This window comes from Frigoribacterium faeni, from assembly GCF_007988805.1.
GTDB classification, from domain to species: domain Bacteria; phylum Actinomycetota; class Actinomycetes; order Actinomycetales; family Microbacteriaceae; genus Frigoribacterium; species Frigoribacterium faeni.
This window is the reverse complement of the sequence record NZ_BJUV01000021.1, coordinates 1-26,424: the sequence shown is the minus strand read 5'-3', so window position 1 is coordinate 26,424 and position 26,424 is coordinate 1. Positions and strand designations below refer to the sequence as shown.

General features: G+C 73.1%; 27 protein-coding genes, 1 pseudogene and 1 riboswitch. Of the genes and pseudogenes, 15 read left to right on the top strand and 13 right to left on the bottom strand.

The window, feature by feature from the left end:
- Positions 1-39: 39 nt before the first annotated feature.
- Positions 40-561, bottom strand: coding sequence for an ArsR/SmtB family transcription factor (locus FFA01_RS10800; protein WP_146855964.1), 522 nt, complete (start codon positions 559-561; stop codon positions 40-42).
- 105 nt (positions 562-666) lie between these two features.
- Here FFA01_RS10800 and FFA01_RS10795 point away from each other — a divergent pair, with 105 nt between their 5' ends.
- Positions 667-2,076, top strand: coding sequence for a TrkH family potassium uptake protein (locus FFA01_RS10795; protein WP_244289815.1), 1,410 nt, complete (start codon positions 667-669; stop codon positions 2,074-2,076).
- Complete coding sequence (locus FFA01_RS10790; RefSeq protein WP_146855960.1) at positions 2,069-2,740, top strand: potassium channel family protein; 672 nt, start codon at positions 2,069-2,071, stop codon at positions 2,738-2,740. The genes FFA01_RS10795 and FFA01_RS10790 overlap by 8 nt, the downstream gene beginning before the upstream one ends.
- Before the next feature lie 51 nt (positions 2,741-2,791).
- On the opposite strand, the gene proC is transcribed toward FFA01_RS10790, so the two are convergent.
- The gene (gene proC, locus FFA01_RS10785) at positions 2,792-3,643 is read right to left on the bottom strand and encodes a pyrroline-5-carboxylate reductase (RefSeq protein WP_146855958.1); all 852 of its coding nucleotides are present in this window, start codon (positions 3,641-3,643) and stop codon (positions 2,792-2,794) included.
- A gap of 46 nt (positions 3,644-3,689) precedes the next feature.
- Here proC and FFA01_RS10780 point away from each other — a divergent pair, with 46 nt between their 5' ends.
- Entirely contained in the window at positions 3,690-4,652 is a 963-nt protein-coding gene (locus tag FFA01_RS10780; protein ID WP_146855956.1) for a cation diffusion facilitator family transporter, read from the top strand.
- A 40-nt stretch (positions 4,653-4,692) separates the two neighbouring features.
- Here FFA01_RS10780 and FFA01_RS10775 read toward each other — a convergent pair whose 3' ends face one another.
- Positions 4,693-5,124 carry a nucleoside deaminase gene (locus FFA01_RS10775; RefSeq protein ID WP_146856026.1) on the bottom strand — a complete coding sequence of 144 codons (432 nt, stop codon included), beginning with the start codon at positions 5,122-5,124 and terminating at the stop codon, positions 4,693-4,695.
- A 91-nt stretch (positions 5,125-5,215) separates the two neighbouring features.
- Between FFA01_RS10775 and upp the strand changes: the two genes are divergently transcribed.
- The 5 genes from upp to FFA01_RS10750 all read left to right on the top strand — a co-directional run bounded on the left by upp (position 5,216) and on the right by FFA01_RS10750 (position 10,758).
- Positions 5,216-5,848: a uracil phosphoribosyltransferase gene (upp, locus tag FFA01_RS10770; protein WP_146855955.1), complete on the top strand. Its 633-nt coding sequence runs from the start codon at positions 5,216-5,218 to the stop codon at positions 5,846-5,848.
- 508 nt (positions 5,849-6,356) lie between these two features.
- Positions 6,357-7,124, top strand: a complete 768-nt coding sequence (locus FFA01_RS10765; RefSeq protein WP_146855953.1) for a winged helix-turn-helix domain-containing protein — start codon at positions 6,357-6,359, stop codon at positions 7,122-7,124.
- Positions 7,125-7,444: 320 nt separating this feature from the next.
- On the top strand, positions 7,445-7,924 hold the full coding sequence (locus FFA01_RS10760; RefSeq protein WP_146855951.1) for a MarR family winged helix-turn-helix transcriptional regulator: 480 nt from the start codon (positions 7,445-7,447) through the stop codon (positions 7,922-7,924).
- Positions 7,921-9,294 carry a cryptochrome/photolyase family protein gene (locus FFA01_RS10755; protein ID WP_146855949.1) on the top strand — a complete coding sequence of 458 codons (1,374 nt, stop codon included), beginning with the start codon at positions 7,921-7,923 and terminating at the stop codon, positions 9,292-9,294. Before FFA01_RS10760 ends, FFA01_RS10755 begins: the two co-directional genes overlap by 4 nt.
- A gap of 30 nt (positions 9,295-9,324) precedes the next feature.
- A complete protein-coding gene (locus FFA01_RS10750) occupies positions 9,325-10,758 on the top strand; it encodes a serine hydrolase domain-containing protein (RefSeq protein WP_146855947.1) in 1,434 nt (477 codons plus the stop codon).
- A gap of 53 nt (positions 10,759-10,811) precedes the next feature.
- Here FFA01_RS10750 and FFA01_RS10745 read toward each other — a convergent pair whose 3' ends face one another.
- Both FFA01_RS10745 and FFA01_RS10740 read right to left on the bottom strand, forming a co-directional pair.
- Entirely contained in the window at positions 10,812-11,687 is an 876-nt protein-coding gene (locus FFA01_RS10745) for a carbohydrate kinase family protein (protein ID WP_208720901.1), read from the bottom strand.
- 368 nt (positions 11,688-12,055) lie between these two features.
- Positions 12,056-12,502, bottom strand: coding sequence for a DoxX family protein (locus FFA01_RS10740; protein ID WP_146855943.1), 447 nt, complete (start codon positions 12,500-12,502; stop codon positions 12,056-12,058).
- 310 nt (positions 12,503-12,812) lie between these two features.
- Here FFA01_RS10740 and FFA01_RS10735 point away from each other — a divergent pair, with 310 nt between their 5' ends.
- The 4 genes from FFA01_RS10735 (at position 12,813) to FFA01_RS10720 (ending at position 15,602) form a co-directional block, all read left to right on the top strand.
- On the top strand, positions 12,813-13,601 hold the full coding sequence (locus FFA01_RS10735) for an NAD-dependent epimerase/dehydratase family protein (RefSeq protein WP_146855941.1): 789 nt from the start codon (positions 12,813-12,815) through the stop codon (positions 13,599-13,601).
- Between the two features lie 19 nt (positions 13,602-13,620).
- On the top strand, positions 13,621-14,076 hold the full coding sequence (locus FFA01_RS10730) for a GNAT family N-acetyltransferase (RefSeq protein ID WP_244289807.1): 456 nt from the start codon (positions 13,621-13,623) through the stop codon (positions 14,074-14,076).
- 69 nt (positions 14,077-14,145) lie between these two features.
- The gene (locus FFA01_RS10725; RefSeq protein WP_146855939.1) at positions 14,146-14,703 is read left to right on the top strand and encodes a TetR/AcrR family transcriptional regulator; all 558 of its coding nucleotides are present in this window, start codon (positions 14,146-14,148) and stop codon (positions 14,701-14,703) included.
- An 89-nt stretch (positions 14,704-14,792) separates the two neighbouring features.
- Complete coding sequence (locus tag FFA01_RS10720; RefSeq protein ID WP_244289806.1) at positions 14,793-15,602, top strand: dienelactone hydrolase family protein; 810 nt, start codon at positions 14,793-14,795, stop codon at positions 15,600-15,602.
- 16 nt (positions 15,603-15,618) lie between these two features.
- Here FFA01_RS10720 and ribH read toward each other — a convergent pair whose 3' ends face one another.
- From ribH to FFA01_RS10690, 6 genes and pseudogenes are all read right to left on the bottom strand, one after another.
- Positions 15,619-16,092 carry a 6,7-dimethyl-8-ribityllumazine synthase gene (ribH, locus tag FFA01_RS10715; protein WP_146855937.1) on the bottom strand — a complete coding sequence of 158 codons (474 nt, stop codon included), beginning with the start codon at positions 16,090-16,092 and terminating at the stop codon, positions 15,619-15,621.
- Between the two features lie 62 nt (positions 16,093-16,154).
- Positions 16,155-16,826: pseudogene (ribB, locus tag FFA01_RS10710) on the bottom strand (3,4-dihydroxy-2-butanone-4-phosphate synthase); the annotation flags it as partial.
- Positions 16,823-17,482: a riboflavin synthase gene (locus FFA01_RS10705; protein WP_146855935.1), complete on the bottom strand. Its 660-nt coding sequence runs from the start codon at positions 17,480-17,482 to the stop codon at positions 16,823-16,825. The pseudogene ribB and the gene FFA01_RS10705, both read right to left, overlap by 4 nt.
- A gap of 155 nt (positions 17,483-17,637) precedes the next feature.
- A riboswitch (FMN riboswitch) is annotated at positions 17,638-17,774 on the bottom strand.
- 106 nt (positions 17,775-17,880) lie between these two features.
- Positions 17,881-18,576: a pentapeptide repeat-containing protein gene (locus FFA01_RS10700; protein ID WP_146855933.1), complete on the bottom strand. Its 696-nt coding sequence runs from the start codon at positions 18,574-18,576 to the stop codon at positions 17,881-17,883.
- A gap of 109 nt (positions 18,577-18,685) precedes the next feature.
- Positions 18,686-20,110, bottom strand: coding sequence for an L-serine ammonia-lyase (locus tag FFA01_RS10695; RefSeq protein WP_146855931.1), 1,425 nt, complete (start codon positions 20,108-20,110; stop codon positions 18,686-18,688).
- Between the two features lie 76 nt (positions 20,111-20,186).
- The gene (locus FFA01_RS10690) at positions 20,187-20,705 is read right to left on the bottom strand and encodes a MarR family winged helix-turn-helix transcriptional regulator (RefSeq protein ID WP_146855929.1); all 519 of its coding nucleotides are present in this window, start codon (positions 20,703-20,705) and stop codon (positions 20,187-20,189) included.
- An 88-nt stretch (positions 20,706-20,793) separates the two neighbouring features.
- On the opposite strand from FFA01_RS10690, the gene FFA01_RS10685 reads away from it, so the two are divergent.
- Positions 20,794-22,980 carry an MMPL family transporter gene (locus tag FFA01_RS10685; protein WP_146855927.1) on the top strand — a complete coding sequence of 729 codons (2,187 nt, stop codon included), beginning with the start codon at positions 20,794-20,796 and terminating at the stop codon, positions 22,978-22,980.
- Here FFA01_RS10685 and FFA01_RS10680 read toward each other — a convergent pair.
- Positions 22,905-23,486 (bottom strand): thermonuclease family protein, encoded by a 582-nt coding sequence (locus FFA01_RS10680; RefSeq protein WP_146855925.1) that lies wholly within the window; start codon positions 23,484-23,486, stop codon positions 22,905-22,907. The genes FFA01_RS10685 and FFA01_RS10680 overlap by 76 nt on opposite strands.
- Positions 23,483-24,844, bottom strand: a complete 1,362-nt coding sequence (locus tag FFA01_RS10675) for an MFS transporter (protein ID WP_146855923.1) — start codon at positions 24,842-24,844, stop codon at positions 23,483-23,485. The genes FFA01_RS10680 and FFA01_RS10675 overlap by 4 nt, the downstream gene beginning before the upstream one ends.
- Before the next feature lie 168 nt (positions 24,845-25,012).
- Between FFA01_RS10675 and FFA01_RS15945 the strand changes: the two genes are divergently transcribed.
- Both FFA01_RS15945 and FFA01_RS10670 read left to right on the top strand, forming a co-directional pair.
- Positions 25,013-25,150: a hypothetical protein gene (locus tag FFA01_RS15945; RefSeq protein WP_167627351.1), complete on the top strand. Its 138-nt coding sequence runs from the start codon at positions 25,013-25,015 to the stop codon at positions 25,148-25,150.
- Between the two features lie 187 nt (positions 25,151-25,337).
- The coding region (locus FFA01_RS10670; protein WP_146855921.1) for a carboxypeptidase-like regulatory domain-containing protein at positions 25,338-26,424 on the top strand (1,087 nt) is incomplete at its 3' end.

The window sequence follows — 26,424 nt, the reverse complement described above, 5'->3', positions numbered from 1 at the left end:
CTGGTCACTCTAGAGGCGCATGGGACCGGGGTGCAATGGTCAGACGCCGCGCCCGAGGCGCTTGCGGACGGGCTCGATGACGCGCTCGTCGAGGGCACTGGTGGCGTCGTGCAGAGCCGAGGAGGCGCGGTGCTGGGCGTCCGCGACGGCTCGCCCGAGGGAGCTCCCGACGTCTCCCGGGTCGGGGATGTTCTCGGCTGCGCGACGGATGGGAGCGGGCATGCTCGCGCCCGCCCAGGCGGCGAAGGCGCCGCCGGCGCCGACCTCGATGTCGACGTCGGCTCCGAGGAACGGGATGAGCCAGTCCTCGATGGCCTCGAGCGGAGCCGTGTCGATGCCGTAGTAGCGGTGCTGGCCGTCTTCGCGCACGTGGACGAGTCCGGCGTCCCGCAGCACACGGAGGTGCTTCGACACGGTCGGCTGACTGATGCCCAGGGTCGTGACCATCTCGCCGACCGAGACGTCGCCCGTCGAGGAGTCGGCGGAGACGTGGGCGTCGAGCAGCACCTTGAGGAGATCCCGGCGCGTTCCGTCGGCGATCACGGCGAAGAGGTCAGGCATGCAGCCACAGTATCGATGACCACCCCGGAGTACCATGCACAGGTGACGCGCGCCTCCACCGCCTCCCGGCGCATCCCTCGGACGATCCGTCAGGGTCCGCTGCGGGTGCCCGGACGAGGCCCCGTCCGGCGGTTGACCGACTACGTCGACGACATCGGCCGGCACTCCCCCGCCCGGTTCGCCATCCTGATCTTCACCGGGCTGATCATGCTGTTCACGGCGATCTTCTCGCTGCCCGTCGCCGCCGCCGACGGGCGCTCGACGCCGCTCGTCGACGCCCTGTTCACGGCCGTGTCGGTCATCTGCGTGACGGGACTGGCCACCGTCGACATGGCCACGCACTGGTCCGTCTTCGGCCACGTGGTCATCTTCGTCGGTGTGCAGATCGGCGCCATCGGGGTGCTGACGCTCGCGTCGATCATGGGCCTCGTCGTGTCGCGCAAGCTCGGTCTGCGCGCCCGGCTGATGGCCGCGTCGGACAGCAATCCGTTGCGCGTGCACGCCGGGCCGGTGCCCGAGGGGCAGGCCGTCCGTCTGGGCGAGGTCGGCGGACTGCTGGCCACCGTGGCGCTCAGCTCGGCCGTCATCCAGACCGTGATCGCCCTGCTGCTGGTGCCGCGACTGGTGATCGACGGCATCCCCCTCGGCGAGTCCGTGCTCGACAGCTTCTACTACTCGGCGATGGCGTTCACGAACACGGGGTTCTCGCCCAACGCCGAGGGGCTCGCCCCGTTCGAGAACGACTACTGGTTCCTCACGCTGATCATGATCGGGGTGTTCCTCGGGAGCATCGGCTTCCCCGTCATCTACGCCCTGGCCCGGAACCCCTGGCACCCCCGTCGCTGGTCGGTGCACGTCAAGCTCACGCTCGTGACGAGCTTCGTGCTGCTCTTCGCCGGCGCCCTGCTGTTCATCGTGCTCGAGTTCGACAACCCCGACACCTTCGGCGGCATCGCCGCGTTCCCGACGGTCTTCCAGTCGCTGTTCCTCAGCCAGATGACGCGCTCGGGGGGATTCTCGACCATCGACATCGGCGATCTGAACGGCTCGTCGCTGCTGGTGACGGACATGCTGATGTTCATCGGCGGCGGCTCGGCCTCGACGGCCGGCGGCATCAAGGTGACGACGCTGGCCGTGCTGTTCCTGGCCGCGTTCGCCGAGGCCAGGGGCAACCGCTCGATGGAGGCGTTCGGCCGGCGGATCCCGAGCGACGTGCTGCGACTGTCGGTCAGCGTCGTGCTCTGGGGGGCGACCATCGTGGCGGTGGCGAGCATCCTGATCATGCACATCACGAAGGAGCCCCTCGAGCACGTGCTCTTCGAGGTGATCTCGGCGTTCGCGACGTCGGGCCTGTCGACCGGCCTGACGGCCGAGCTGCCCGACTCGTGCAAGTACATCCTCGCGGTCACGATGTGGATGGGCCGCGTTGGTACAGTGACACTCTCCGTCGCCCTGGCCGCCAGCCAGCGACGCCAGCTGTTCACTCGACCCGAGGAGCGACCGATCGTTGGTTGACAGGATCAAGCACGACGCACCGGTGCTCGTCATCGGCCTCGGCCGGTTCGGCGCGGCCACCGCGGGGCAGCTCGAGCGGCAGGACCGCGACGTCCTCGCCGTCGACACCAGCGAGGGCCTCGTGCAGAAGTGGGCCGACCGGGTCACGCACGCCGTCCAGGCCGACGCGCGCAGCATCGACGCCCTCAAGCAGATCGGCGCGCAGGACTTCAGCATCGCCGTCGTCGCCGTCGGCTCGTCGATCGAGGCGAGCGTGCTGATCACGGCGAACCTGGTCGACCTCAAGGTGCCGCAGATCTGGGCCAAGGCCATCAGCCAGTCGCACGGCAAGATCCTCGCCAGGATCGGCGCCAACCACGTGATCTATCCCGAGCGCGAGGCCGGCGAGCGCGTCGCGCACCTCGTCTCCGGCCGCCTGCTCGACTACATCGAGTTCGACGACGCCTTCGCGATCGTGAAGATGTACCCGCCGCGTCCCGTACGAGGCGCGTCGCTCGCGGCGTCGAACATCCGCAAGAAGTACGGGGTGACCATCGTCGGGGTGAAGAGCCCGGGCGGGGCCTTCAGCGAGGCGACCCCCGAGACCGTGATCAGCAACCACGACCTCATCATCGTGTCGGGCGACAGCGCCGCCATCGAGCGTTTCGCCGCCCTCGAGGGCTGATCCGCACGCTCCCCGAGGCGCACCGGGCCGAGGAGGCGCGGGTCGGCCCGGTCAGCCCTGGGCCGCGATCTCGCGGTTGCGTTCGAGAGCGGCGGCCGTGGCCCGGTCGAAGAGCTCGGTCAGTCCGCCCTCGGCGAGGACGGCGACGGCCCGCTCGGTCGTGCCGCCCGGGCTCGTGACCCGACGGCGCAGCTCGGCGGGGGCCTCGTCGGCCGGCAGCAGGTCGCTCGCCGCGAGCAGACCGCTCGCGCCGCGGAAGGTGCCCTGCACCATGGTCGCCGCCTGCGAGGCCGTGAAGCCCAACCCGACCGCCGCCTCCTGCAGCCTCTCGATCAGATAGAAGACGTACGCCGGGCCGGAGCCCGAGATGGTGCTGAGCGCGTCGATGCGGCCCTCGTCGACGACCACGACGTCGCCGACGACCTCGAAGAGGGCCCTGGCCAGGGCGAGGTCGTCGTCGGACGACCTCGAGCCGGCGCTGAGGCCGGTGACGCCGAGACCGACCACCGACGGCGTGTTCGGCATCGACCGCAGCACGGAGACGGAGTCGGGGAGGGCGGCCTCCATGGTCGCGGTCGTGACGCCGGCGGCGAGGCTGACCACGACGGCGTCGGCGTCGAGCACCGGGCCGATCTCGCGGAGCAGGTCGACGACCATGTGCGGTTTGACGCCGATCAGCACGAGTCTCGCCCCGGCCACCGCCGACGCGTTCGCCCGCGGGTCGATCTCGGTCGCGAGCGAGGTGACGCCGCCGTGCCGCAGCGCGACGGCCTTCGACTCGGTGCGGTTGGTGACTCGGATCCCGCCGTCGACGACGACGTCGGGCCGCAGGAGACCCGAGAGGATCGCGCCCCCCATCGAACCGGCTCCGAGAATCGCTGTGCTGGGAAGGGTGATGGCCATCAGGCCATCCTAAGATCGACGCGGACCACTCGAGGGGATCGACGACATGAGCACTTCCGGCGGCAACAAGGCGATCATCGCCGCACTCGGCGCGAACCTGGGCATCGCGGTGACGAAGTTCATCGCCTGGGCGTTCTCGGGATCCTCCTCGATGCTCGCCGAGGGCGTGCACTCCCTCGCCGACTCGGGCAACCAGCTTCTGCTCCTGCTCGGAGGCCGCAAGGCGAAGAAGGCCGCCGACGCCGAGCACCCGTTCGGCTACGGCCGCGAGCGGTACGTCTACGCGTTCGTCGTGTCCATCATCCTGTTCAGCGTCGGCGGCGTCTTCTCGCTGTACGAGGGCGTCGAGAAGCTGCGCGAACCCCACCCGCTCGAGGTGCCGTGGCTCCCCGTGCTCGTGCTGGCGATCTCGCTGGCGCTCGAGGGATTCTCGCTCCGGACGGCGATCCGCGAGTCGCGCCCGAGCAAGGGGAATCAGAGCTGGCCGTCGTTCGTCCGGCGGGCCAAGGCCCCGGAGCTCCCCGTCGTCCTGCTCGAGGACACCGCCGCGCTGCTCGGCCTCTCGTTCGCCATGATCGGCGTCGTGCTCACCTGGATCACCGGCGACGGCGTCTTCGACGCGATCGGCACCCTGGCGATCGGCCTCCTGCTCGTCGCCGTGGCCGTGATCCTCGGCATCGAGACGAAGAGCCTGCTGGTCGGCGAGGGCGCCTCGGCCGACGACGTCGCGAAGATCCGCTCGGCGATCACCTCCGGTCCCGAGGTCGAGACGATCATCCACATGAAGACCCTCTACCTCGGGCCCGACGAGCTGATGGTCGGCGTCAAGATCGCCATGCCGGGTCGGACGGTGCTCTCGGACGTGGCCAGCGCCATCAACGCCGTCGAGGGTCGCATCCGCGCGGCCGTGCCGATCGCCCGCGTGATCTACGTCGAGCCCGATGTGTGGGTCAGGCCGGGCGCGGTCGAGCCGCCCACCGACGCGATCGTGATCCGCGCGGCGGACTGACACCGCGCCTCCTCGGCACGGTCGGCCCGGATCGGCGGTCTCAGCGTCGGGTGGCGAAGAAGTCGTCGAGCCGGGCCCGGCACTCCGGCTCGCGGACCCCGGCCACGACCTCGGTGCGGTGCGGCAGGCGACGGTCGCGGGCGATGTCGTAGACGCTGCCGGCGGCGCCCGCCTTGGCGTCCCAGGCGCCGAAGACGACCCGCGGGACCCGGGCGGCGAGGATCGCACCCGCGCACATCGGGCAGGGCTCGAGGGTCACGACGAGGGTGACCCCGGTCAGGTGCCAGTCGCCGAGCGTCTCGGCGGCGGCCCGGAGCGCCAGGACCTCGGCGTGCGCGGTCGGGTCCCGACGGAGCTCGCGCTCGTTGCGACCGAGCCCGACGACCCGCCCGGCGGCGTCCACCGCGACGGCCCCCACGGGGACGTCGCCCGAGACGCGGCACGCGTCGGCCTCGGCCAGCGCCAGGCCCATCCAGTCGTCGAGCTCGGGTGGATGCGCGATCACGCGGCGACGGCCTCTCGTCGGACGGTGCGGGCCGGTCGACTCCGCTACCGTTGAGCCTATGCGAGTGCACGTAGCGGACCATCCCCTGATCACCCACAAGCTGACCGTGCTCCGCGACAAGAGCACGCCGTCGCCGACCTTCCGGGCCCTCACCGAGGAGCTCGTCACCCTGCTGGCCTACGAGGCCACCCGCGACGTGCGGACCACCCCGGTCGACATCGAGACGCCGGTCGGCCCGACCACCGGCCTGGCGATCAGCCAGCCGCGGCCCCTCGTGGTGCCCATCCTCCGGGCGGGCCTCGGCATGCTCGAGGGCATGACCAAGCTCGTGCCGACCGCCGAGGTCGGGTTCCTGGGCATGGTGCGCGACGAGGAGACCCTCGAGCCGACGACCTACGCCGAGCGCCTGCCCGACGACCTCTCGAACCGGCAGTGCTTCGTGCTCGACCCGATGCTGGCGACCGGCGGCTCGCTGATCGCCGCGATCGACTACCTGCTCGACCGCGGGGCCGTCGACGTGACCGCCGTCTGCATCCTCGCCGCCCCCGAGGGCCTGGCCGCCGTCGAGAAGGCCATGGCGGGCCGCGACGTCCACGTCGTGCTGGGGGCCGTCGACGAGCGGCTCAACGAGCAGGGCTACATCGTGCCCGGGCTCGGCGACGCGGGCGACCGCCTCTACGGCCTCGCCTGACCCGATCCCGTCACCCCGCGCCTCCTCGGGGCCTCGCGAACCGCGCCGTCCCCACCGGGAGGCGCGGTTCGTCGTCGCGGGAGGCGCTGATCCCGAACCCGAACGACGCTTGACATCGCGACACGCGATGTAACACAATCAAGCCCATGACTGACAGCGTGTTCATCCCGACCTCCGTTGAGGCCCTCGGGAGCACCGGCATGATGATGCCGATGCGCGCTGTCCTGTGTCGAATGTGTGCCTGATCCGGCCACACCTCGCCGAGTCGCCGCTGCACCCGCAGCACGCTGAGCTCGCAGCCCCACCCCGCTGCTGAGCCGCCGACTCCCGGATGCATCCGCGTCACCACTCCGACGCGCATCCCACCCGATGCTCCGGCATCGACCGCCTGCGATCTGCCCGAACGGCAGCGGGCACCGACACGAACCGAGCAGGGTCTCCCCGACGGCCGATGGCGTCACCGTCACCCGGGAACCCGCTCACCCCCACGCAAGGATCCCGCGTACCCATGTCCCTCACCCTCGACCGTCCCGTCACCTCCGCCCGCACCGTGTCGCCGATCCGCCACCTGAGCGCGGCGCCGACCGCACCGACGACTCCGGGGACGCCCGTCAGCGCCTCACCCGCCACCGTCGCGCCGCCGGCGGCGCCCCGGCCCCGGGCCGTCCCGGAGGGCACGGAGGCCCGCGGTTTCGTCCTCTACGTCGGCATCGACGAGCTGAAGGCCGCGGCCGACGGCACCGACCTCGGCCACATCGTGTCGCAGATCAAGGCCCTCGTCTCGCAGATCGCCCCCTCGGCCGAGACCCACGCCGCCGTGGCCCTGGCTCCGAGCGGCTCCGGCGGCCGCGACGTCGACGTCGTCCGCCTCGCCCTGCAGGACCCCTCCGCTCTCGCCGCGCGCCGCACCGAGGTCGAGGAGGACGACGAGCCCGGGGCCCGCGGCGGCGTCGTCGTCGACATCTCGCGCAAGCGCCTCCTGCTCGACGGCGAGGTCGCCCCGCTGACCTACAAGGAGTTCGAGCTGCTGCAGTACCTCGTGCTCCGCGAGGGTCGGACGATCGAGCGCGCCGAGCTCATCTCGAGCCTCTGGTCCGACGGCGAGGACGAGGTCCCCAACGAGCGCACGATCGACGTGCACGTCCGCCGCCTGCGGTCGAAGCTCGGCGTCTTCGAGGACATCGTCCGCACGGTCCGCGGCGCGGGGTACCGCTTCGACCGGCACGCGGACGTGTCGATCCGCCACGCCTCCACGCCGTCGCCCGACGTCTTCTGACGACGCGCGGCGCGCCTCGCGCCCTCCCTCGACCCCACGGATCGGAAGTTCCCAGCAGATCCCGAGCTTGGGGTCTGGACGACCGTTACCGATTCGTTATAGCTTGATCGCACCGAGGTCGTTTGCTGTGGCGGCCGAGGTGGAACGAGATTGCAGGACACTCTTGGTGCAAAGGGAAGAGGGCCGGTCGCCATCGGGCGACCGGCCCTCTGTCGTGTGCCTGATCGTCCGATCGCTCACGGCCCGTTCGCCTGGCGTCGAGTGGCGGACGGAGGGGGCGGCCCTTTCGTAGACTCGTCGCAAACGAACGCGAGGTAGTGATGAGCGAGACGTCCGTGGCCGTCGGGGCCTGGGAGGCCCTCTTCCGGGCACAGGTGAGCGTGATGCGCGAGCTCACCGAGTGCTTCCCGACCGGGGAGATCTCGTTCAACGAGTACGACGTCCTCTTCAATCTCTCGAGCCAGCCCCAGCGTCGGGCGCGGATCCGCGACCTGACCCGTCACCTGCTGCTGACCCAGCCGAGCATCAGCCGCCTCGTCGACCGGCTCGCCGCTCGCGGCATCGTCGAGAAGCTGAGCGATCCGGGCGACGGCCGCGGCATCATCGTGGCGATGACCGACGCCGGCTACGACCTCTATCGACGCACCGCCGTCAGCCACGCCGCCACGATCCGCCGCCGTGTGGGCGGCAGCCTCGACCACGACGAGCTCACCACCCTCACCGACCTCTGCACCCGACTCCGGCTCGGCGGCGAGCCGCTCGGCCCGCCCGACACCGCACCCCAGGAGCCCACCGCATGACCGCACCGTCCATCGTCTGGCTCCGCGACGACCTGCGGCTCGCCGACAACCCCGCCCTGCATGCCGCCGTCGATCGCGGCGAGCCGATCGTGGTGCTCTACCTGCTCGACGACGAGAGCGAGGGCGTCCGCCCGCTCGGCGGCGCCTCCCGGTGGTGGCTCCACCACAGCCTCCGGTCGCTCGACGAGTCGCTGCGCGAGAAGGGCTCCCGGCTCACGCTGCGCCGCGGTGCCGCGGCCGCCGAGCTGCCGCGCCTGGTCGACGACGTCGGGGCCGGCGCCGTGTACTGGAACCGCCGCTACGGGCGGGCCGCCCGCGACGTCGACACCGACCTCAAGTCGACGCTGCGCGACCGCGGGCTCGTCGCCGACAGCTTCCAGGCCAACCTGCTGTTCGAGCCCTGGACGGTCCAGACCGGTCAGGGCCAGCCCTTCAAGGTCTTCACCCCGTTCTGGCGCGCCTGCCTCGAACGACCCGAGCCCCGGCAGCCGCTGCCCGAGCCCGAGTCGCTCGACGCGCCCGCCACGGCTGCACCCAGCGATGACCTCGACGACTGGGGGCTCCTGCCGACCCGACCGGACTGGGCCGCCGGGCTGCGCGACACCTGGACCCCCGGAGAGGCGGCGGCCCTCGACACCCTCGAGAGCTTCGCCACCGGCGCCCTCGCCGACTACGGCGACCGGGACTTCCCGGCCCAGGAGGCCACCAGCCGACTCTCGCCGCGCCTCCGCTTCGGCGAGGTGAGCCCGTTCCAGGTCTGGCACCGCATGCGGGGCGACCTGCCCGCCGAGGCCCGCGAACGCGCCCAGGGGTTCCTGCGCGAGGTCGTCTGGCGCGAGTTCAACCACACGATCCTGTTCAGCTCCCCCGATCTGGCCACGGTCAGCTACCGCCCCGAGTTCGACCGGTTCCCCTGGGCGGACGTGCCCGACCGCGAGATCGACGCCTGGCGTCACGGGCGCACCGGGATCCCCCTCGTGGACGCCGGCATGCGTCAGCTCTGGACCACCGGCTGGATGCACAACCGGGTCCGGATGGTCACGGCGAGCTTCCTGATCAAGAACATGCTCGTCGACTGGCGCGTGGGCGAGGCCTGGTTCTGGGACACCCTCGTCGACGCCGACGAGGCGAACAACCCGGCGAACTGGCAGTGGACGGCGGGTTCCGGCGCCGACGCCGCACCCTACTTCCGGGTCTTCAACCCCGAGCTGCAGGCGGACAAGTTCGACAAGCACCGCGACTACATCCGCCAGTGGGTGCCCGAGGTCGACGACGACAGCTACCCCGAGCCGTTGGTCGACCTCAAGGCGTCCCGGCGCGCAGCCCTCGACGCCTACGAGACGATGCGGCGCAGCACCCCCGGCGACTGACCGGGCACCGCCCCAGACCAGAAGGGCTCCATGACTGAGCAGAACCGCGCCTCCGGGATCGATGCGATCTTCGAGGCCCGCCGACGGGAGGCCAAGGCGCCCAGCGCCGTCTGGGCCACCTTCGACCGCCACGGCGTCGACCACGTCGGGGCGTCCGGGACGGTCGAGGGCACGCCGCCCGGGCCGCAGACCGCCTACCGGATCGCCTCGTGCACGAAGAGCTTCACCGCGACGGCCCTGCTCGCGCTCCGCGACGCCGGGGCGATCGACCTCGACGCGCCGGTCACCGAGTGGGTGCCGGCCTTCGGCGAGGTCCGGCTGCCGACCGCCGACTCGCCGGTGCCCACCCTCCGCATGCTCGCGACGATGTCGGCGGGGTTCCCCACCGACGACCCGTGGGGCGACCGGCAGGAGTCGCTCAGCGACGACGGTCTCGACGACCTGCTCCGGCGCGGCCTCCGCTTCGACAGCGTCCCGGGCACGGCCTTCGCGTACTCGAACCTCGGCTACGCCCTGCTGGGACGCGTCGTCACGGTCGCCTCCGGCCGCCCGTACCGCGAGGTCGTCGAGAGCGATCTGCTCGCGCCCCTCGGGCTCACGTCGACCGGCTTCACCACCGAGGTGCCGGCGCCGGGCGGCCTCGCCGTCGGCCATCGCCGGGTCGACGACGGCTGGGAGCCCCTGCCCTTCTCGGGGCCCGGCGCGTTCTCGCCCATCGGGGGCCTGTTCAGCACCACCACCGACCTCGCGCGGTGGGCCCGGTGGCTGGCCTCGGCCTTCGACCCCGAGGGTGCGGGCGACCTCGACGGCATCCTCTCCCGCGCCTCCCGTCGCGAGATGCAGCAGCTGCAGCGGTTCGTGCCCGGCCGCGGCTCCCGTCCGGCCGGCTACGGTCTGGGGCTGTTCGTCGAGCACGACCCCGACGTCGGCGCGATCGTCTCGCACTCGGGCGGCTACCCGGGGTTCTCGGCCCACATGCGCTGGCACCCGGCGACCGGACGAGGGGCGGTCGGGTTCGAGAACGCGACCTACGCCCAGGTCGCGGCGCCGATCACCGTCGCTCTCGACGGACTCCTGTCCGAGTCCGCCGACGCCCGCACGACGACGACCCCGTGGCCCGAGACGCTCGCGGCGCGGCACGCCGTCGAGGGGCTGGTGCTGCACGGCGGCGACGTCGACGAGCTGCTGTCGGAGAACGTCGAGCTCGACATCCCCCTCGACCGCCGACGCCGGGCCTGGGCCGAGGCGATCGACGAGATCGGCGGTCTCGACGACGAGGGCGCCGGACGAGGAGGCACGGGAGACTCCGCCGCGACGGTCCCGGTGGACGAGTCCACGGCTCCCTCGCACCTCGTGTGGCGACGCGCCGGCCGACGCGGTCTGCTGCGCTTCGAGATCCGACTGACCCCCGAGGCGCCGCCCCGGGTCCAGACCATCACCGTGCGAGCCGAGCCCGCCCGCTGACCAGCGCGGCCGACCCCGGGCCGGAACCGGCCACGGGACGCGGTGCGGCGGGCTCAGGCGGGCGGGCGACCGCCCACGACGGCCGAGGCGCGTGCGGCGGCCCGCGCACCGCGACGGGCCGCGACGCCGGCCCGTCGCGACGTGAGCCACGCGTCGATGAACCCCGCGGCGAAGGCGTCGCCCACGCCGACGGGATCCGCCGTGCGGGTCGTGACGCCGGCCACCTCGACGACGGGACGGCCCGGGCGGGCCACCACCGCGCCTCCGTCGGCCCGGACGAGGCAGACCACTCGGAAGCGGTCGGTCAGCGCCTGGGCGAGGGCGCTCTCGTCGTGCCCGGCGTCGAGACCGGTCAGGACGCGGGCCTCGTCGAGGCTGGGGAAGAAGAGCTCGGCGCCGTCGACCGCGTCGAGGAACGCCTCGGGCCCGAACCGGTCGATGAAGCCGCTGCTGCCCGGGTCGACCGAGACCGCGACGCCCGCGGCGCGAGCACGCGTCAGCAGACGGCGCAGCGGCACCGGTGTCCGCGCGTGGACGACCGAGTACCCGGTCACGTGCAGCAGGGCCGCCCCAGAGAGCAGCGAGTCGGGGACGTCGTCGGGGTCGAGCCCGGCGCTGGCCCCGCGGTCGGTGAACATCGAGGGGGACGAGCCGTCGACGGTGATCACGACGGTGCCGGTCGGGTCGTGGGCGTCGTAGCCGAGACGGGGGACGACGCCGGCGTTCGCGAGGAGCTGCGCGTGCCGATGGCGGTCGGCGACTCCCACCCGCCCCACGAAGTCGACCGCGGTCCCGAGCGAGCCCAGCCAGGCCGCCGTGTTCGCCGCCGCCCCGCCGGCGCGATGACGGATGACCGCCTCGGTGTCGGTGCCCCGGGCCTGCGGGGTCGAGGCGATGACGATGATGTCGTCGAGGACGTCGCCGAACACCACGACCCGCGGCGGGTCGCCGGCCCCGGACCCCCCGACCGGGTCGGCTGACGACCCGGGACGGTCCGACGGGAGGGGTGCGCCGGTGGGCGCGGGACGGCGAGGACGGTTCGGCTGCATGGTCACAGGGCACGATCGCGTTCGTGCGGGGTCGGTCGATCGGAGGGCGGTTCGGGTCCGACCAGCCGACCACGTCCCCCTCACCTGGATGGACCGGAACGACCGCGCGGGGGGCAGAATCACCCGTCTACCCCGGCGACGATCACCCGTTCGGGGGCGATCGCGTCACGGCGACACGCCCGGCGCGGACGACGGGGTACATCGCCGGGGGACGTGGTCGCCGCCCGAGCGGGCGCGCCCTCCGCGGATCAGGCGGGCTGCGCGATCCGGCTCGGCGCACCGCGACCGCGTCGCCAGGACACGACGACCGCGTCGACGGCCAGACGGCCCGGACCGGTCAGCACCAGGGCGACGCCCGCGGCCGCCAGGACGAGGACGAACTCGTAACCGCCCTCGGCGGAGAAGAAGCCGTTGCCGGCATGCACGAGGAACAGCGCGACCAGCGAGGTCGCCGCCAGGAGCCCGGCGGCGACGCGGGAGGCGAGCCCGACCACCAGCGCGATGCCGGCGACGATCTCGAGCCAGGCGATCGTGGGTGCGGCGACGTCGGCGAGCGGCACCCCCATGCCGGCGAACCCCTCCTGCGTCGCGGGGATGCCCTGGAGGACGATCTTCTGCCACCCGTGGGCGACGAAGGTCACGCCGAGCGCGACGCGGAGGACGAGCAGACCGAGGGATGCGGGGAGGGACGACATGAGGCGCCTTTCGTTCGAGGACAACGGGACGGCACGTCGTCGGGCCCGCGGTCACGGTATCGGGTGACGCGTCACCGACCGGGGGCACCAGGTGCTTGCGGGCACTCGCCCAGGACCTCTCCAGCCTGGGGTAGGGCGTTAGGCCCACCGGCAGCGTGCCCCGGTGGGCTGTTCGGCGGACTCCCGACGTGCCCCGCCGCGCGGGCTTCCGCGAAGCGCGCGAAGATGGTCCGACGGTCCGACGGCGGGCTCCCTCCCGACGGCCGACAGCCACCGGCGACGGCGTCGTCGCACCTGAGGAGGAGGACCCATGGCCGAGATCGTGATCACCGGAGGCGCGGGCCGCGTCGCCGGCTTCATCCGCCCCGGACTCGCCGAGCACGGCCATCGCGTGCAGCTGCTCGACCTGGTCTCGCCTGCGGAGCCGCTGCGGTCGTCGGAGCGGTTCCGCGCCGTCGAGGCGACCGACGTCGACGCCCTCGCGCGGGCGTTCGTCGGGGCCGACCTCGTCGTCCATCTGGCCTCCCATGCGACGGAGCGGCCCTGGCCGGACATCCGCGACGTCAACGTCGAGAGCGCGTACGCCGTGCACGAGGCGGCCCACCGCGCGGGCGTCCGACGCGTCCTGGCCGCGAGCTCGGTGCACGCGGCGGGCTACGTGCCGAGCGACCGGGCCGCGGACGACGACGTCCCCGCACCCCGCCCGGACACGTTCTACGGCGTGAGCAAGGTCGTCCTCGAGGCGCTCGGCAGCCTGTACGCCGACCGTGACGGATCGACGGTCGTCTCGGCGCGCATCATGACCTGCGAGCAGGAACCGTACGACGTCCGCAGCCTCGGCACCTGGCTCTCCCCCGCCGACGCGGTGCGGCTGGTCGAGGCGGCGCTCGCCACCGACCTCACGGGCCATCACGTCGTGTGGGGCGTCTCGCGCAACACCCGGCGTCCGGTCTCGCTCGCCGCCGGCGAGAGGATCGGCTACCGGCCCGTCGACGACGCGGAGACGTTCGCGCCGAGGTTCGACGACCTCCCGCCCCTCGCCGCGGACGCACCCATCGGGGGCGACTTCACCACGGGGCCGCTCGGCACCTGGTGGTGATCGTCGTTACCCTGAACCGGTGACCGTCTCGCACCGCACCTCCCCTCTCTCCGACATGGCGCCCGCCACCCTCTACGCCGTGCTCCGCCTGCGCGTCGACGTCTTCGTCGTCGAGCAGGAGTGCGCCTACGCCGAGCTCGACGGCCGCGACCTCGAGGCGGGGGCCCGCATGATCTGGGCCGAGGAGGACGGCGAGGTGCTCGCCACGGTGCGGGTGCTGCACGACGGCGAGGACCGCCGCATCGGACGGGTCGCCACGGCGGCCTCGGCCCGGGGCCGCGGGATCGCCGCCGACCTCATGCGACGCGCGCTCGTCGAATGCGGTCCGAGACGGATCCGACTCGACGCCCAGGCGCACCTCGAGCATTGGTACGCCCGCTTCGGGTTCGCGGTCGACGGCGAGCCCTTCGTCGAGGACGCGATCCCGCACGTGCCCATGTCGCGGCCGGCGGACGCGACGGTCTCGGCGGCCTGACACCGCGCCTCCTCGGGACGGTCGGACCGGACGACACCGTCCGGTCCGTTCCGGTCCTATGATCTGGGGATGCCACGTCGACCCACACCGCCGCGGGAGCGCATCCTCGAGGCCGCACGCTCCGAGTTCGCCGCCCGCGGCCTCGCCGGCGCCCGGATCGACACCATCGCCCGCGAGGCCGAGGCCAGCAAGGAGCGCCTCTACGCGCACTTCACGACGAAGCGCGACCTCTTCGACGCGACCCTCGGCGAGAGCATCGACCGCTGGCTCGCCGCCATCCCGTTCGACGCGAACGATCTGCCCGGCTGGGCCTGCACCCTCTACGACCACCTCGCCATGCAGCCCGACGACGCCCGTCTGCTCCTCTGGGCCCAGATCGAGGGCGTCTCGCTGCCGAGCCCGGGGGTGGTCGACCACGACCAGCTCGACGCACGGCGGAACGCCGTGCGCGCGGCGCAGTCGGCCGGGGCGATCCCGTCCGAGTGGGAGGCCGACGAGCTGCTCACCATGGTGTTCGGCCTCGTCCTCGCCTGGTTCGTCACCCCCCAGGCCACGAACCTGCACACCGGAGCCCACGACCGCCGCTGCGACGTCGTCCGCCAGGCGGTCACCCGTCTCGTGGGCTGAGTCCCGACGTCGCCGGTCGACGACGCCCGCCGAGGAGGCGCGGCACGGCCGCGCGGGAGCATCCCGGCCCGCCGGAGTACCGTGACCGCGTGACCCACGACACCGCGCCCCGCGCCCTCTCCCCCGAACTCGACCGACTGCTCGCGAGCGTGCCCGACCCGGGTGCGACCTCCGGCGACGTCGTGTACCACGACGGCGACACGGCCCTCGAGGGGTTCCTCGCCCGGCCTGCCGCCGCCTCGGATCCGTCCGCCTCCGACGCCGATCCGCGACCCGGCGTGCTGGTGCTGCACGACTGGTTCGGGGTCGTCGACCACGTCAAGGTCCGTGCCGAGATGCTCGCGCGGCTCGGCTACGTGGCCCTCGCGGGCGACGTCTACGGCCAGGGCGTGCGCCCGGGGCCGGCCGACGCCGCGGGCGAGGCCGGCCGGTGGTACGGGGACGTCCCCGCGTTCCGCGAGCGCCTGACGGCGAGCCTCGAGCGCCTGCGCGCGGAGCCGGGCGTGGATCCGTCGCGCATCGCCGTGATGGGCTACTGCTTCGGAGGCTCGGGCGCGCTCGAGCTCGCCCGCTCGGGAGCGGACGTCGCCGGGGTGGCGTCGTTCCACGGCTCGCTGTCGACCGGGGCCCCCGCCCTGCCGGGTGCCGTGTCGGCCCCCGTGCTGGTGATGACGGGAGCCGCCGACCCGGTCGTCCCGGACGACGCCGTGGTCGCCTTCGAGGACGAGCTGCGCAACGCCGGCGCCCCCGACTGGCAGGTCGTCAGCTACAGCGGCGCCATGCACGCGTTCGCCGTGCCCGGCGTCGACTCGCCCGAGCACGGCGCGCAGTACCAGGAGGTCGCCGACCGGCGCTCGTGGGTGCAGATGCGCGCCTTCTTCGACGAGGTGCTGGCCTGAGTCGTAGGCGGCGGGCCTAGCCCGCCAGGGCCCGGAGCCGCACGGCGGTGGCGATGGCGGCGTGAGCCGCCTCGGCGCCCTTGTCCTCCTTCGAGCCGGGCAGGCCGGCGCGGTCGAGGCCCTGCTGCTCGTCGTCGAGGGTGAGCACTCCGAACCCGACCGGCTTGCCCGTGTCGAGCGTCACCCGCAGCAGTCCCGACGTCGCGGCGTCCGAGACGTACTCGAAGTGGGGCGTCCCGCCGCGGATGATGACGCCCAGGGCGACGACCGCGTCGGCGCCGGCCTCGAGGGCTGCCTTCGCGACGACCGGCAGCTCGAAGCTGCCGGGCACGCGCACGACGGTCGCCGTCGCACCGAGGCGCTCGGTCGCCGCCAGGGCGCCGGCCAGAAGCCCGTCGGAGATCGCCTGATGCCAGGTGCCGGCGACGATCGTGACGCGCACGCCCGTCCCGTCGACATCGAGTTCGGTGGGTGAGCCTTCGCCGCTCATGCGGTGTCTCCTTCTGTTCGGGGTTCGGTGGATCGGGTCGGGGTCGCCGCGTCGGGCGACCAGGCCGGGACGGTGTCCAGATCCCGGTCGCCCAGCCAGTCGACGAGGGAGGCGATCGTGATCACGGGCACCCCCGTGCGCGCGCCCAGCCCGAGGAGGCCGGGCAGGCGCATCATCTCGCCGTCCTCGTCCACGATCTCGCTGATGACGGCGACCGGGCGGAGGCCCGCCGCCCGCATGAGGTCGACGGAGGCCTCCGTGTGGCCGTCGCGCTCGCGCACTCCCCCGTCGCGCGCCCGGAGGGGCAGCACGTGCCCCGGGCGGTGCAGGTCGTCGCGGACGCTCGAGGCCGAGGCGAGGGTGCGCAGGGTGGTGGCCCGATCGGAGGCGCTGATCCCCGTGGTGACACCCGCCGCCGCGTCGACGCTGACCGTGTAGGCCGTGCCCCGGGCGTCCTCGTTGCGGGCGACCATGGGCGGCAGGTCGAGCCGGTCGGCGACGGCGTTCGTCATGGGGGCGCAGACGAACCCGGACGACACCCGGACGGTCCAGGCCAACCACTCCTGCGAGGCCAGCTCGGCGGAGAGGACGACGTCGCCCTCGTTCTCGCGGGACTCGTCGTCGACGACGACGACGGGCCGACCCCGACGGAGGTGCTCGATGGCGGTCTCGATCGCGGCGAGACCGGAGCCGACCCGCGCCTCCTCGGCGGCGCTCCCCGATGCGGACGTCACGAGGGTGACCCGGCCTCGGCGACGGCACGGGCCGGCGCGGAGGCGGCGATCTCGTCGAGACGGAGCATCCGGCGCACGTGCCGCGCGAGGACGTCGGTCTCGACGTTGACCGCGTCGCCGACGAGCCTGTCGCCGAGGGTCGTGACGGCGAGGGTCTCGGGGATCAGACTGACCTCGAACCAGCCCGGACGGGCGCCCGGCTCGCTGATCGCGCTGACGGTCAGGCTGACGCCGTCGAGCGTGACCGAGCCCTTGTCGACCAGCAGCGGAGCGAGGTCGTCGGCGAGATCGAAGCGCACGCGCCGCCAGGCGTCACCCTCCTCGATCTCGACCACACGGGCCGTCCCGTCGACGTGGCCCTGCACGATGTGCCCGCCGAGGCGGTCGCCGACCCGGGCGGCACGCTCGAGGTTGACGGCCGTACCCGCCCCGAACGAACCGACGGTGCTCATGGCGAGGGTCTGCCGCATCACGTCGGCGGTGAACGTCTCGGCGTCGTGCTCGACGACCGTCAGGCAGACCCCGCTGACCGAGATGGAGTCGCCGTGGGCGGCGTCGGCGACCGCGACGGGGCCGTGCACCGTGAGTCGGACGCTGTCGCCCCGATCGTCGATGCGGACGACGCGACCGAGCTCCTCGACGAGTCCGGTGAACACCTAGGCCACCGCCCCGAGGGCGTCGAGGGTCGTGCGCGGGTCACGAGGCGGGATCGCCTGCTGTGTCATGTCGTCCTCCGGTCTGCCGATGGCTCTCCGGGGGTGCGCGACGCGAGGTCGGGCTCGGCCCGGGGTTCGCGGACGAGACCTCGGGCCCGCGCGTCCTCTCATCCGGACTATGACCGTCGGTACCGGGATTCCACCGGTTCAACCTCGGACCTCGGTGACGAGGTGCCTCGGGTCGCGGACTGTGACCGCCGGTTCAGATTTGCACTGACCCCGGAGCGCGTTGCTCTGGCTGCGACGATAGCACCGCCGACGCGGCGGACGGCCTCGTGTTCGACGTGGGCGTAGCACTTCGACACGCCCGGTCGTGCTCGAGCCGCGTCGGCACGACCTCAGTCGACGACGACACCCAGATGCGCGGCCATGGTCGGAGCGAGCAGCGACAGCTGGAGGTGGTCGATCGTGGCACCGCGCAGGCCCTCGAAGCCGTCGACGCCCGCGAACTCGGTGGTGCGCAGGTCGGTGTGGGCCAAGGAGGCGCGGGTCACGTCGAGCGTGCCGATGCGGCAGTCGACGAAGGCGACCCGCATCGTCTCGGCGCCCCCGAGGTCGAGCTCGCCGATGCTGCACCCCTCGACGACGACGTCGGTCAACCGCGCGCCGCGCAGATTCAGGAAGTCGATCTTGCCCCCGACGATGCGCACCGATCGGAGCTCGGCGTCGAAGAGCTCGGCCGAGCCCCAGCGCGGCCGCTCGACGCGGACGTCGCGCCAGGTGCTGCGCGCCGCGGCCAGCTCGGGCGCGAACGAGTCGCTCAGCACGGACTCGACCAGCCGGGCCCCGCGCAGGCGGGCGGAGCCCAGACGAGGCGCCTCGAACACGCACTCGGCGAACGACGCGCCCTCGAGGTCTCGGTCGGTCAGGTCGGCGTCGACGTAGCGCTCGAGCTCTCGCGAGTCGTGCGGCCCGAGCAGATCGGCGCCCAGGTCGACGAGGCCCCGCGGGTCGACGACGTCGAGCCGCGGGGCGTCGGTGCCGCCCGTCGCGGAGGCGGCGGAGCGGACGGCGGAGCGGCGGGGCGGGGTCATGCGTCGAGGCTAGCGGCGGGGTCCGACAGCGCCCGCGCCTCCTCGTCCGATCACCGTCGGAGACCCGGGGCCACGGCGTCGTGGCCGAGCACCGACGCCGTCGGCCGGCTCAGCATTCGATGACGTTGACGGCGAGACCGGCGCGGCTGGTCTCCTTGTAGCTGTCCTTCATGTCGCGTCCGGTCTGGCGCATGGTCTCGATCACCGTGTCGAGGCTGACCACGTGGCTGCCGTCCCCGAGCAGGGCCATGCGGGTCGCGGCGACGGCCGTCCCCGCCGCGATGGCGTTGCGCTCGATGCACGGGACCTGGACGAAGCCGCCCACCGGGTCGCAGGTGAGGCCGAGGTGGTGCTCCATCGCGATCTCGGCCGCGTTCTCGACCTGCCGCGGGGTGCCCCCGAGCAGGGCCGTGAGCGCGCCGGCCGCCATCGACGAGGCCGAGCCGACCTCGCCCTGGCAGCCCGCCTCGGCACCCGAGATGGAGGCGTTGCGCTTGTAGAGGGACCCGATGGCCGCGGCGGTCAGCAGGTAGACCCGCGCGAGCTCATCGGGCGTCACGCCGTGGAACCGCATCGCGTAGTAGCCGACGGCGGGGATGATCCCGGCCGCGCCGTTGGTCGGCGCGGTGACGACGCGCCCGCCGCCGGCGTTCTCCTCGTTGACCGCCATGGCGTAGGCCTGCAGCCACTGCGCGGGCAGGTCGGAGGCCAGCAGCGAGGAGGCACGGCCCTGGTCGATGGCCGAGCCGCCGATCGCGTACGAGGTCGCGCGTTCCTCCTGCTGCCTCAGCATCGACGCGAACTGGCGCGCGCGGCGCGGGACCTTCATCCACCCCGGCAGCACGCCGGTGGCCTCGAGCCCGGCCTCGACGCAGTCCCGCATCGCCGACCAGCGGGCGTCGAGCCCGGCGGCGGCCTCGGTCTCGCCGTGCAGGGCGACCTCGTTGCGCCAGGCGAGCTCGGCGATCGAGACGCCCTCGGCGTCGCAGAGGCGCAGCAGGTCGTCGGCGTCGACGAAGGCGAACGGCGCCTCGGCGGTCGGCACCGCGTGCTCGTCGTCGCCGTCGCGCACCACGAAGCCACCGCCCACGGAGAAGAAGACGTCGCGGGCCAGGCTGACGCCGTCGGCGCCGAAGACCTCGATGCTCATCGCGTTGGGGTGGCGCGGCATGCGCGTCAACGGCGCCATGCGGAGGTCGTTCGGGGCGAACGCCACCTGGTGCCGGCCCAGGAGCCGCAGGCCGCGCCCCTGCTCGACGGCGTGCTGCATTCCGGTGACCACGGCGGGGTCGCAGGTCTCGGGCTGCATGCCGGCGAGGCCGGCCAGCACGGCCGAGGGTGTGCCGTGGCCGAGGCCGGTGGCGGCGAGCGAGCCGTAGAGCACGGCCTCGACCCGGGCGACGTCGGCCAGTCGGCCCGAGCCCTCGACGCCAAGGAGGAACTGCCGCGCGGCCCGCATGGGGCCGACCGTGTGCGAGCTCGACGGACCGATGCCGATCGAGAAGAGATCGAGTGCCGAGACGTGGTCGGTCACGTGCCACCTGCCTGTCTGTGGGGTTCCCCGACGACGTTACCCGCTGCCGCCGACGACCACGGGCCGTCGGGCCGACTCAGGCGGGACGCCCCACCTGGCGGGCGCGCTCGGCCATCGCGCCGGCCATCCCCTCGAGGAACCGGCTGACGGTCGCGAGCTCGGCCTCGTCGAACTCGGCCATGACCCGGTCGCTCAGGACGCCGAGCGGTCCGAAGAACGCCCCCGCCACGGCACGCGCCTGGTCCGAGTACCGCACCAGCACCCGGCGCCGATCGGCCTCGTCACGGCTGCGCTGCACGTGACCGACCTTCTCGAGCCGGTCGATCACACCGGTCGCCGCGCCCGAGGTGACGCCGAGGAGCTCGCCGAGGCCGCCCGCGGTGATGGGCTCGCCGTCGCGTTCGGCCCGCATCACGTGCAGGAGGGCCTCGAGGTCGATGTGACCGAGGCCGTGCTGCGTGGCGAACGCCTGGGCGACCTTCTGCGATTCGGTGCTGAGCCGTTGGATCGAGCCGACGATCTCGTCGGCGTGGATCGACCGCGGGGCGCGTGCTCGGGGCGTGCCTCCGGCGGTCGGGTGGGTCGGGTTGGGCATCGGACCTCCTGCAGGTCGATTGTGGCGGAACCGCCGGGGATCTGCAATAGTCTTAGCCACTAAGACATTCAGTCAGTGAAGGATCACCATGCGCACCCTCGCCCGCGTCGTCAGCGGCCATCGCACCGCCTGGGCCGTGCTCGCCGCGACGGCCGTCGCCGTCGCCCTGCTGTTCGCCCTCCTCCCCGCGAGCGAGGGCGACGCCGCACCGCCGTCGGGTGTGCCCGAGACCAGCCAGTCGGCCGAGGTGACCGCGCTGCTGACGCAGTTCCCGAGCGCCGACACGACCGTCGGCATCGTCGTCTTCAGCCACGGCGGCGATGGTCTCGACGCCGCCGACCTGGCCGCCGTCGACGACCGCGCCCGCGCGCTGGCCGATCTGTCGACTACGCCGCAGGCCATGCGCCCGCAGATCAGCGACGACGGCACCGCCGCGCTCGTCGCGGTCCCGCTCGACGCCGCGACGGCGGACGCCGACGTCGCGGGCACGGCCTCGACCCTGCGCGACGCGGCCTCGGCCGATCTGCCCGCCGGGCTCGACGCCCTGCTCACCGGCCCGATCGGCTTCCAGGACGACATCGCGAACGCCTTCGCCGGCGCCGACCTCCGCCTCCTGCTCGTCACGGTGATCGTGGTCGCGGTCCTCCTGATCGTCACCTACCGCAGCCCCGTCCTCTGGATCGTCCCGCTCGCCGTGGTCGGCACCGCCGACGCCCTCGCGGGTCGCGTCGCCGCCGCCCTCGCCGAACCCCTCGGCATCACGATCGACGCCTCGATCTCGGGCATCCTCTCGGTGCTCGTCTTCGGCGCGGGCACCAACTACGCCCTGCTGCTCGTCGCGCGCTACCGCGAGGAGCTGCTGCGCCGGCCCGACCGGCACCGCGCCATGCGCACCGCCGTGACGAGCGCCGGTCCCGCCATCGCGGCCAGCGGCGGAACCGTCGCCCTCAGCCTCCTCACGCTCCTGCTCGCGTCGCTGTCCGGCAACCGGGCGCTCGGCTTCGCCTGCGCGGTCGGCGTCGTCGTCGCCATCCTGTTCGCCCTCGTGGCCCTCCCGGCCGCCCTGGTGGTCTGCGGTCGGGGGCTGTTCTGGCCCTTCGTGCCCCGCGCCTCCTCGTCGGGGACCCCCGTCGCCCGCGGCGCCCGCGCCGAGACGGATCCCGAAGGAGGCGCGGCGCACCATGCGGCACCCCGGCGCGGGTTCTGGGACCGCCTGGGTCGTGGCGTCTCCCGCCGTCCGGTGGTCGTCGCCGTGTCGGCCGTCGCCGGCATCGGCGTGCTCTGCCTCGGTCTGGGCGGTTACGCCGTCGGCCTCTCGCAGACCGACCAGCTGCTGGGCGACCCCGACTCGGTCACCGCGCAGAAGGTGATCGACGAGTCGTTCTCGGCCGGGCTGACCAGTCGGACGACCGTGCTCGTGCCGTCGTCGGTCGCCGAGGACGCGACCGCGCTGGCCGCCGGCACCGACGGCGTGGACACGGCCGAGGCGGGAGAGACGGCGGGCGGCCTCACCCGCATCGACCTCCAGCTCACGGCGGAGCCCGAGAGCGACGCCGCGTTCGCCACGATCGACCGGCTGCGCACCGGGTACGTCGACGCGGGCGGCCCGCTCGCCGACGCGCTCGTCGGAGGCGCCGACGCGACGGCGTACGACACGACGGTCGCCGCGCAGAACGACATCGATCTGATCGCGCCGATCATCCTCGCGATCGTGTTCGCGATCCTCGCGCTGCTGCTGCGCTCGCTCGTGGCCCCGGTGCTGCTGATCGCCTCCGTGCTCGCCACCTTCTTCGCGAGCCTCGGCGCCTCGACCTGGCTGTTCCAGAACGTGCTCGGGTTCCCGGCCCTCGACACCGCCGTGACGCTCTACGCGTTCCTGTTCCTGGTGGCGCTCGGGGTCGACTACAACATCTTCCTGACCACGCGCGCCCGCGAGGAGAGCCTCGTCCACGGCACCCGCGAGGGCATGGTCCGGGCCCTGGCCTCCACCGGCGCCGTCATCACCAGTGCGGGCATCCTGCTCGCGGCGGTCTTCGCCGTGCTGGGCGTGCTGCCCGTCGTCGCGCTGACCCAGGTCGGCGTGATCGTCTGCATCGGCGTGCTGCTCGACACCCTGGTGGTGCGGACCGTGCTCGTGCCGGCGCTCGTGTTCATCACCGGCGACGCGTTCTGGTGGCCCGGTCGCCGCCGGGGCACCGGTCAGCCGCAGGCGCCCCAGAGCCCCGTCCCGGACCGCTCCGCGGCGGACTCGGCTGCCACGAACCGGTCACGGTAGCGGTACGGGTCGTCGTAGGTGTCCTCCCGGCCGTAGCCCTCGGCCACGAGCCGCTCGTTGAGCATCGTGCCGTCGGGCGACCACACGTAGCGCAGCAGCCGGTCGTAGCGGTCGGCGTCGCCCTGCGTGGCGTCCGACTCGAGCCAGACGGTCGATCCCGCGGGCAGCGAGGCCGTGGTGAACGCGCTGGCCTCGGGCCCGAAGCAGTCGACGGGAGCGTCGGGCTTCACGGTCTCGGGGGTGTCGACGCCGATCAGCCGGATCCGCTCGCGCTCGCCCATGACGGCGACCAGCACCGTGTCGCCGTCGACGACGCGTTCGACGACGGCCTCGTCCGCACCGCTCGGGACGCCGGTGGGCAGGGTCGCCTGACCCGCGCCGGGCGGGGTCTCGCCGGAACCGTCGCCGAGGAGGCGCGGGAACGCCACCAGGACGGCCCCGGCCACTAGCACCACGACCAGTCCGACCGCCCGACGGCGGGTGAGCCGGCGTCGTCGCCGACTCACTCGGCCAACCGTGTGCCGCGCAGCTCGGGCAGCATCGACGCGGCGACCGCTCCGACCACGAACACGGCCCCGAAGACGACGAACAGCGTCGGCGGACCGCCGAGCGCGAGCAGGGGCGGCACCGACAGGGGTGCGACGATCGAGGCGATCCGGCCCACACCCGCGGCCCAGCCCGCACCGGTCCCCCGGAGCGGCGTCGGATAGAGCTCGGGTGTGACGGCGTAGAGCGCACCCCACGCCCCGAGGTTGAAGAACGACAGGAACATGCCCGCGATCAGGATCTGCGCGACGCTCCCGCTGACGGCGCCGAAGCCGAAGAAGGCCGCCGCGACGGCCGAGCCGAGCAGGAAGGACGCGAGCGTGCCGCGCCGGCCCCACCTCTCGATCAGCCAGGCGGACGCCGCGTAGCCGGGCAGCTGGGCCAGCGTGATGATCAGGACGTACTCGAACGACCGCACGAGCGGGAACCCGGCGGCGACCAGCAGCGTGGGAAGCCAGACGAAGGCGCCGTAGTACGAGAAGTTGGTCATGAACCAGACCACCCAGATCGCCCCGGTGCGACGCGCCATGCCCGGCCCGAAGAGCTGCGACACGGAGGCGCGGGTCGGCTTCTCGGCGACCCGCGCCTCCTCGGCGGGCCGGGTCGGCGCCGCCACGCCCGCCGCCTCCTCGAAACCGCGCACGGTGCGCTCGGCCTCGTCGTGGCGGCCCCTCGACTCGAGGAACCGGACCGACTCGGGCATGCGCAGGCGGACGAAGACCGCGTAGAGCGCCGGGGCGGCCCCGATGAGGAGCGCCCAGCGCCAGCCGTCGTCGCTGGTCGGGATGACGAGGTAGCCGATCACGGCGGCCGCGATCGACCCGACGGCCCAGAACGCCTCGAGCAGCACGACGATCCGGCCGCGGATGCGACGAGGCGAGAACTCGCTGACCAGCGTGGACGCCACCGGCAGTTCGGAGCCGAGGCCGAGGCCGACGACGAATCGCAGCACGAGCAGCACGGCCACCGACCACGAGAGCGCCGACAGCCCGGTGGCGAGCCCGTAGAGCAGCAGGGTGAGGGCGAAGACCGTCTTGCGGCCGAGCCGGTCGGCGAGCGAGCCGCCCACGGCCGCCCCGATCGCCATGCCGGCGAACCCGGCCGAGGCGACCCAGGCGAGCTGGCCGGCCTGGTCGCTCCAGACGACCGCGAGCTGCGCGATGACGAACGAGAGCAGACCGACGTCGAGGGCGTCGAGCGCCCAGCCGATCCCCGAGCCGACGAGCAGACGCCGGTGCTTCGAGGTGAACGGCAGCTCGTCGAGACGTTCGGTGCGGGTCGGGCGCGCGGGGGTGCGGGTCGCGAGGTCGTCGCTCATCTCGGTCCTCTCGACGGTCGTGATCGCGGTGCTGACCACGGTAGCGCGGACGACCGACGACACGGGGCGGCGCGAACCTGCCAACCTGCCTGCTGCTGCAGACAGCAGCGCGCAGGCCGCCTAGGCTCCAGCGACCGGATCATCTCGGTCCGCGACGGAGGCGACACCATGGCAGAGAAATCAGCGAAAAAGGGCACCGCGAAGGTGGCCGTGCGCTCCTTGAAGGAGAAACGCGCCGACAAGAAGGCCAAGGGAGCCACGGGCAGCTACTCGGAAGACGTCGTCTCGAACGTCAAGAAGCGCTAGCCCCCTCGAACGACGAGCGGCACCGTGTGCCTCGCTGCCCCTGCGGGCGCGGGCCCACGGTGCCGCGTCGTTGAGGGTCCGAGGCGGGCGCGGCGCGGCAATGTGATCTAACCTCGACTCCACGAGGCGCATCAGGGCGTCGTCGTGATCTGGGGGCGGCCGGGGGTCGCACCCGAGGAGGTCCCGCATGGCCGTTCACCGTCCGTCCACCCACCGCTCGTCCGCTCACCGGGACGCACGCGACGCATCACGTCCCGGCCGCGCCGGGCGGGTCGCCGCCGTCGGCCTCGCCGCGGTCCTCGCCGTCGCGTCCGCTCTCGGCGGGGCGGTCCCCGCCTCGGCCGCACCGGCCTACGACTGGGGTTCGTTCACCGTGCAGCGCGCGGCCTCGGGCGCTGGCTTCGTCGGGACGATGACGCTCGACGGCGGCTTCCCCGCGACCTCGTTCACCACGAACGCGAGCGGGGCCACGGCACCGTCGGGCGCCTCCGTCTGGCAGGCCGACGGCACCCCGCCCGGCGCGGTCTACCAGAGCAGCCGCGGTCAGACGTACCTCAATCTGCGCCCCCTGCGGAACAACCCCACCCCGGCCGCCGCCTCGGTGACGACCTACGCCTTCGACGGCCTGACCCCCTCCACCGGCTGGTCGTTCGTGCTGGGCGACATCGACGCCGACCAGGCCACGATCGCCGCGACCGGTGCCGACGGTCTGCCGGTCGCGACCGCCGCGCTCGGGTTCCAGGGCGTGTACAACTACTGCAGGCAGCCCGGCGGTCCGTCGTGCGACCCCGCCGGCGTGGGCGACGTCCCGCGCTGGGACGAGACCACCTCGACCCTCATCGGCAACCCCGCCGGATCCGACACCGAGGGCGCCAGCGGCTGGTTCAGCCCGAGCGTGCCGCTGTCGTCACTGACCGTCACGTACCAGCAGCGGGTGGGCTCTCCGGTCTATCAGACCTGGTTCGCGACCCGCACCTCCGCCGCGTCGGGCATCGCCCGGAGCACGGTCGACGGCACGACGACGCCGTACGCCGGAGGCGCGGTGACGGTCACCGACGCCTCGGGCCGGACGATCGCGACGACGACCACGGACGCCGACGGCGCCTACACGCTGCCTGCGCTGACGGCCGCCCCCGGCTACACGGTGACGATCACCCCGCCCGACGGAGCCGACGGGGCGACCAGCCGGACGTTCTCCCTCGTCGACGGCGACCGCGCCGATCTCGACTTCGCGTTCACGACGACGACGGCTCCGGAGCCCGCCACCGTCGACA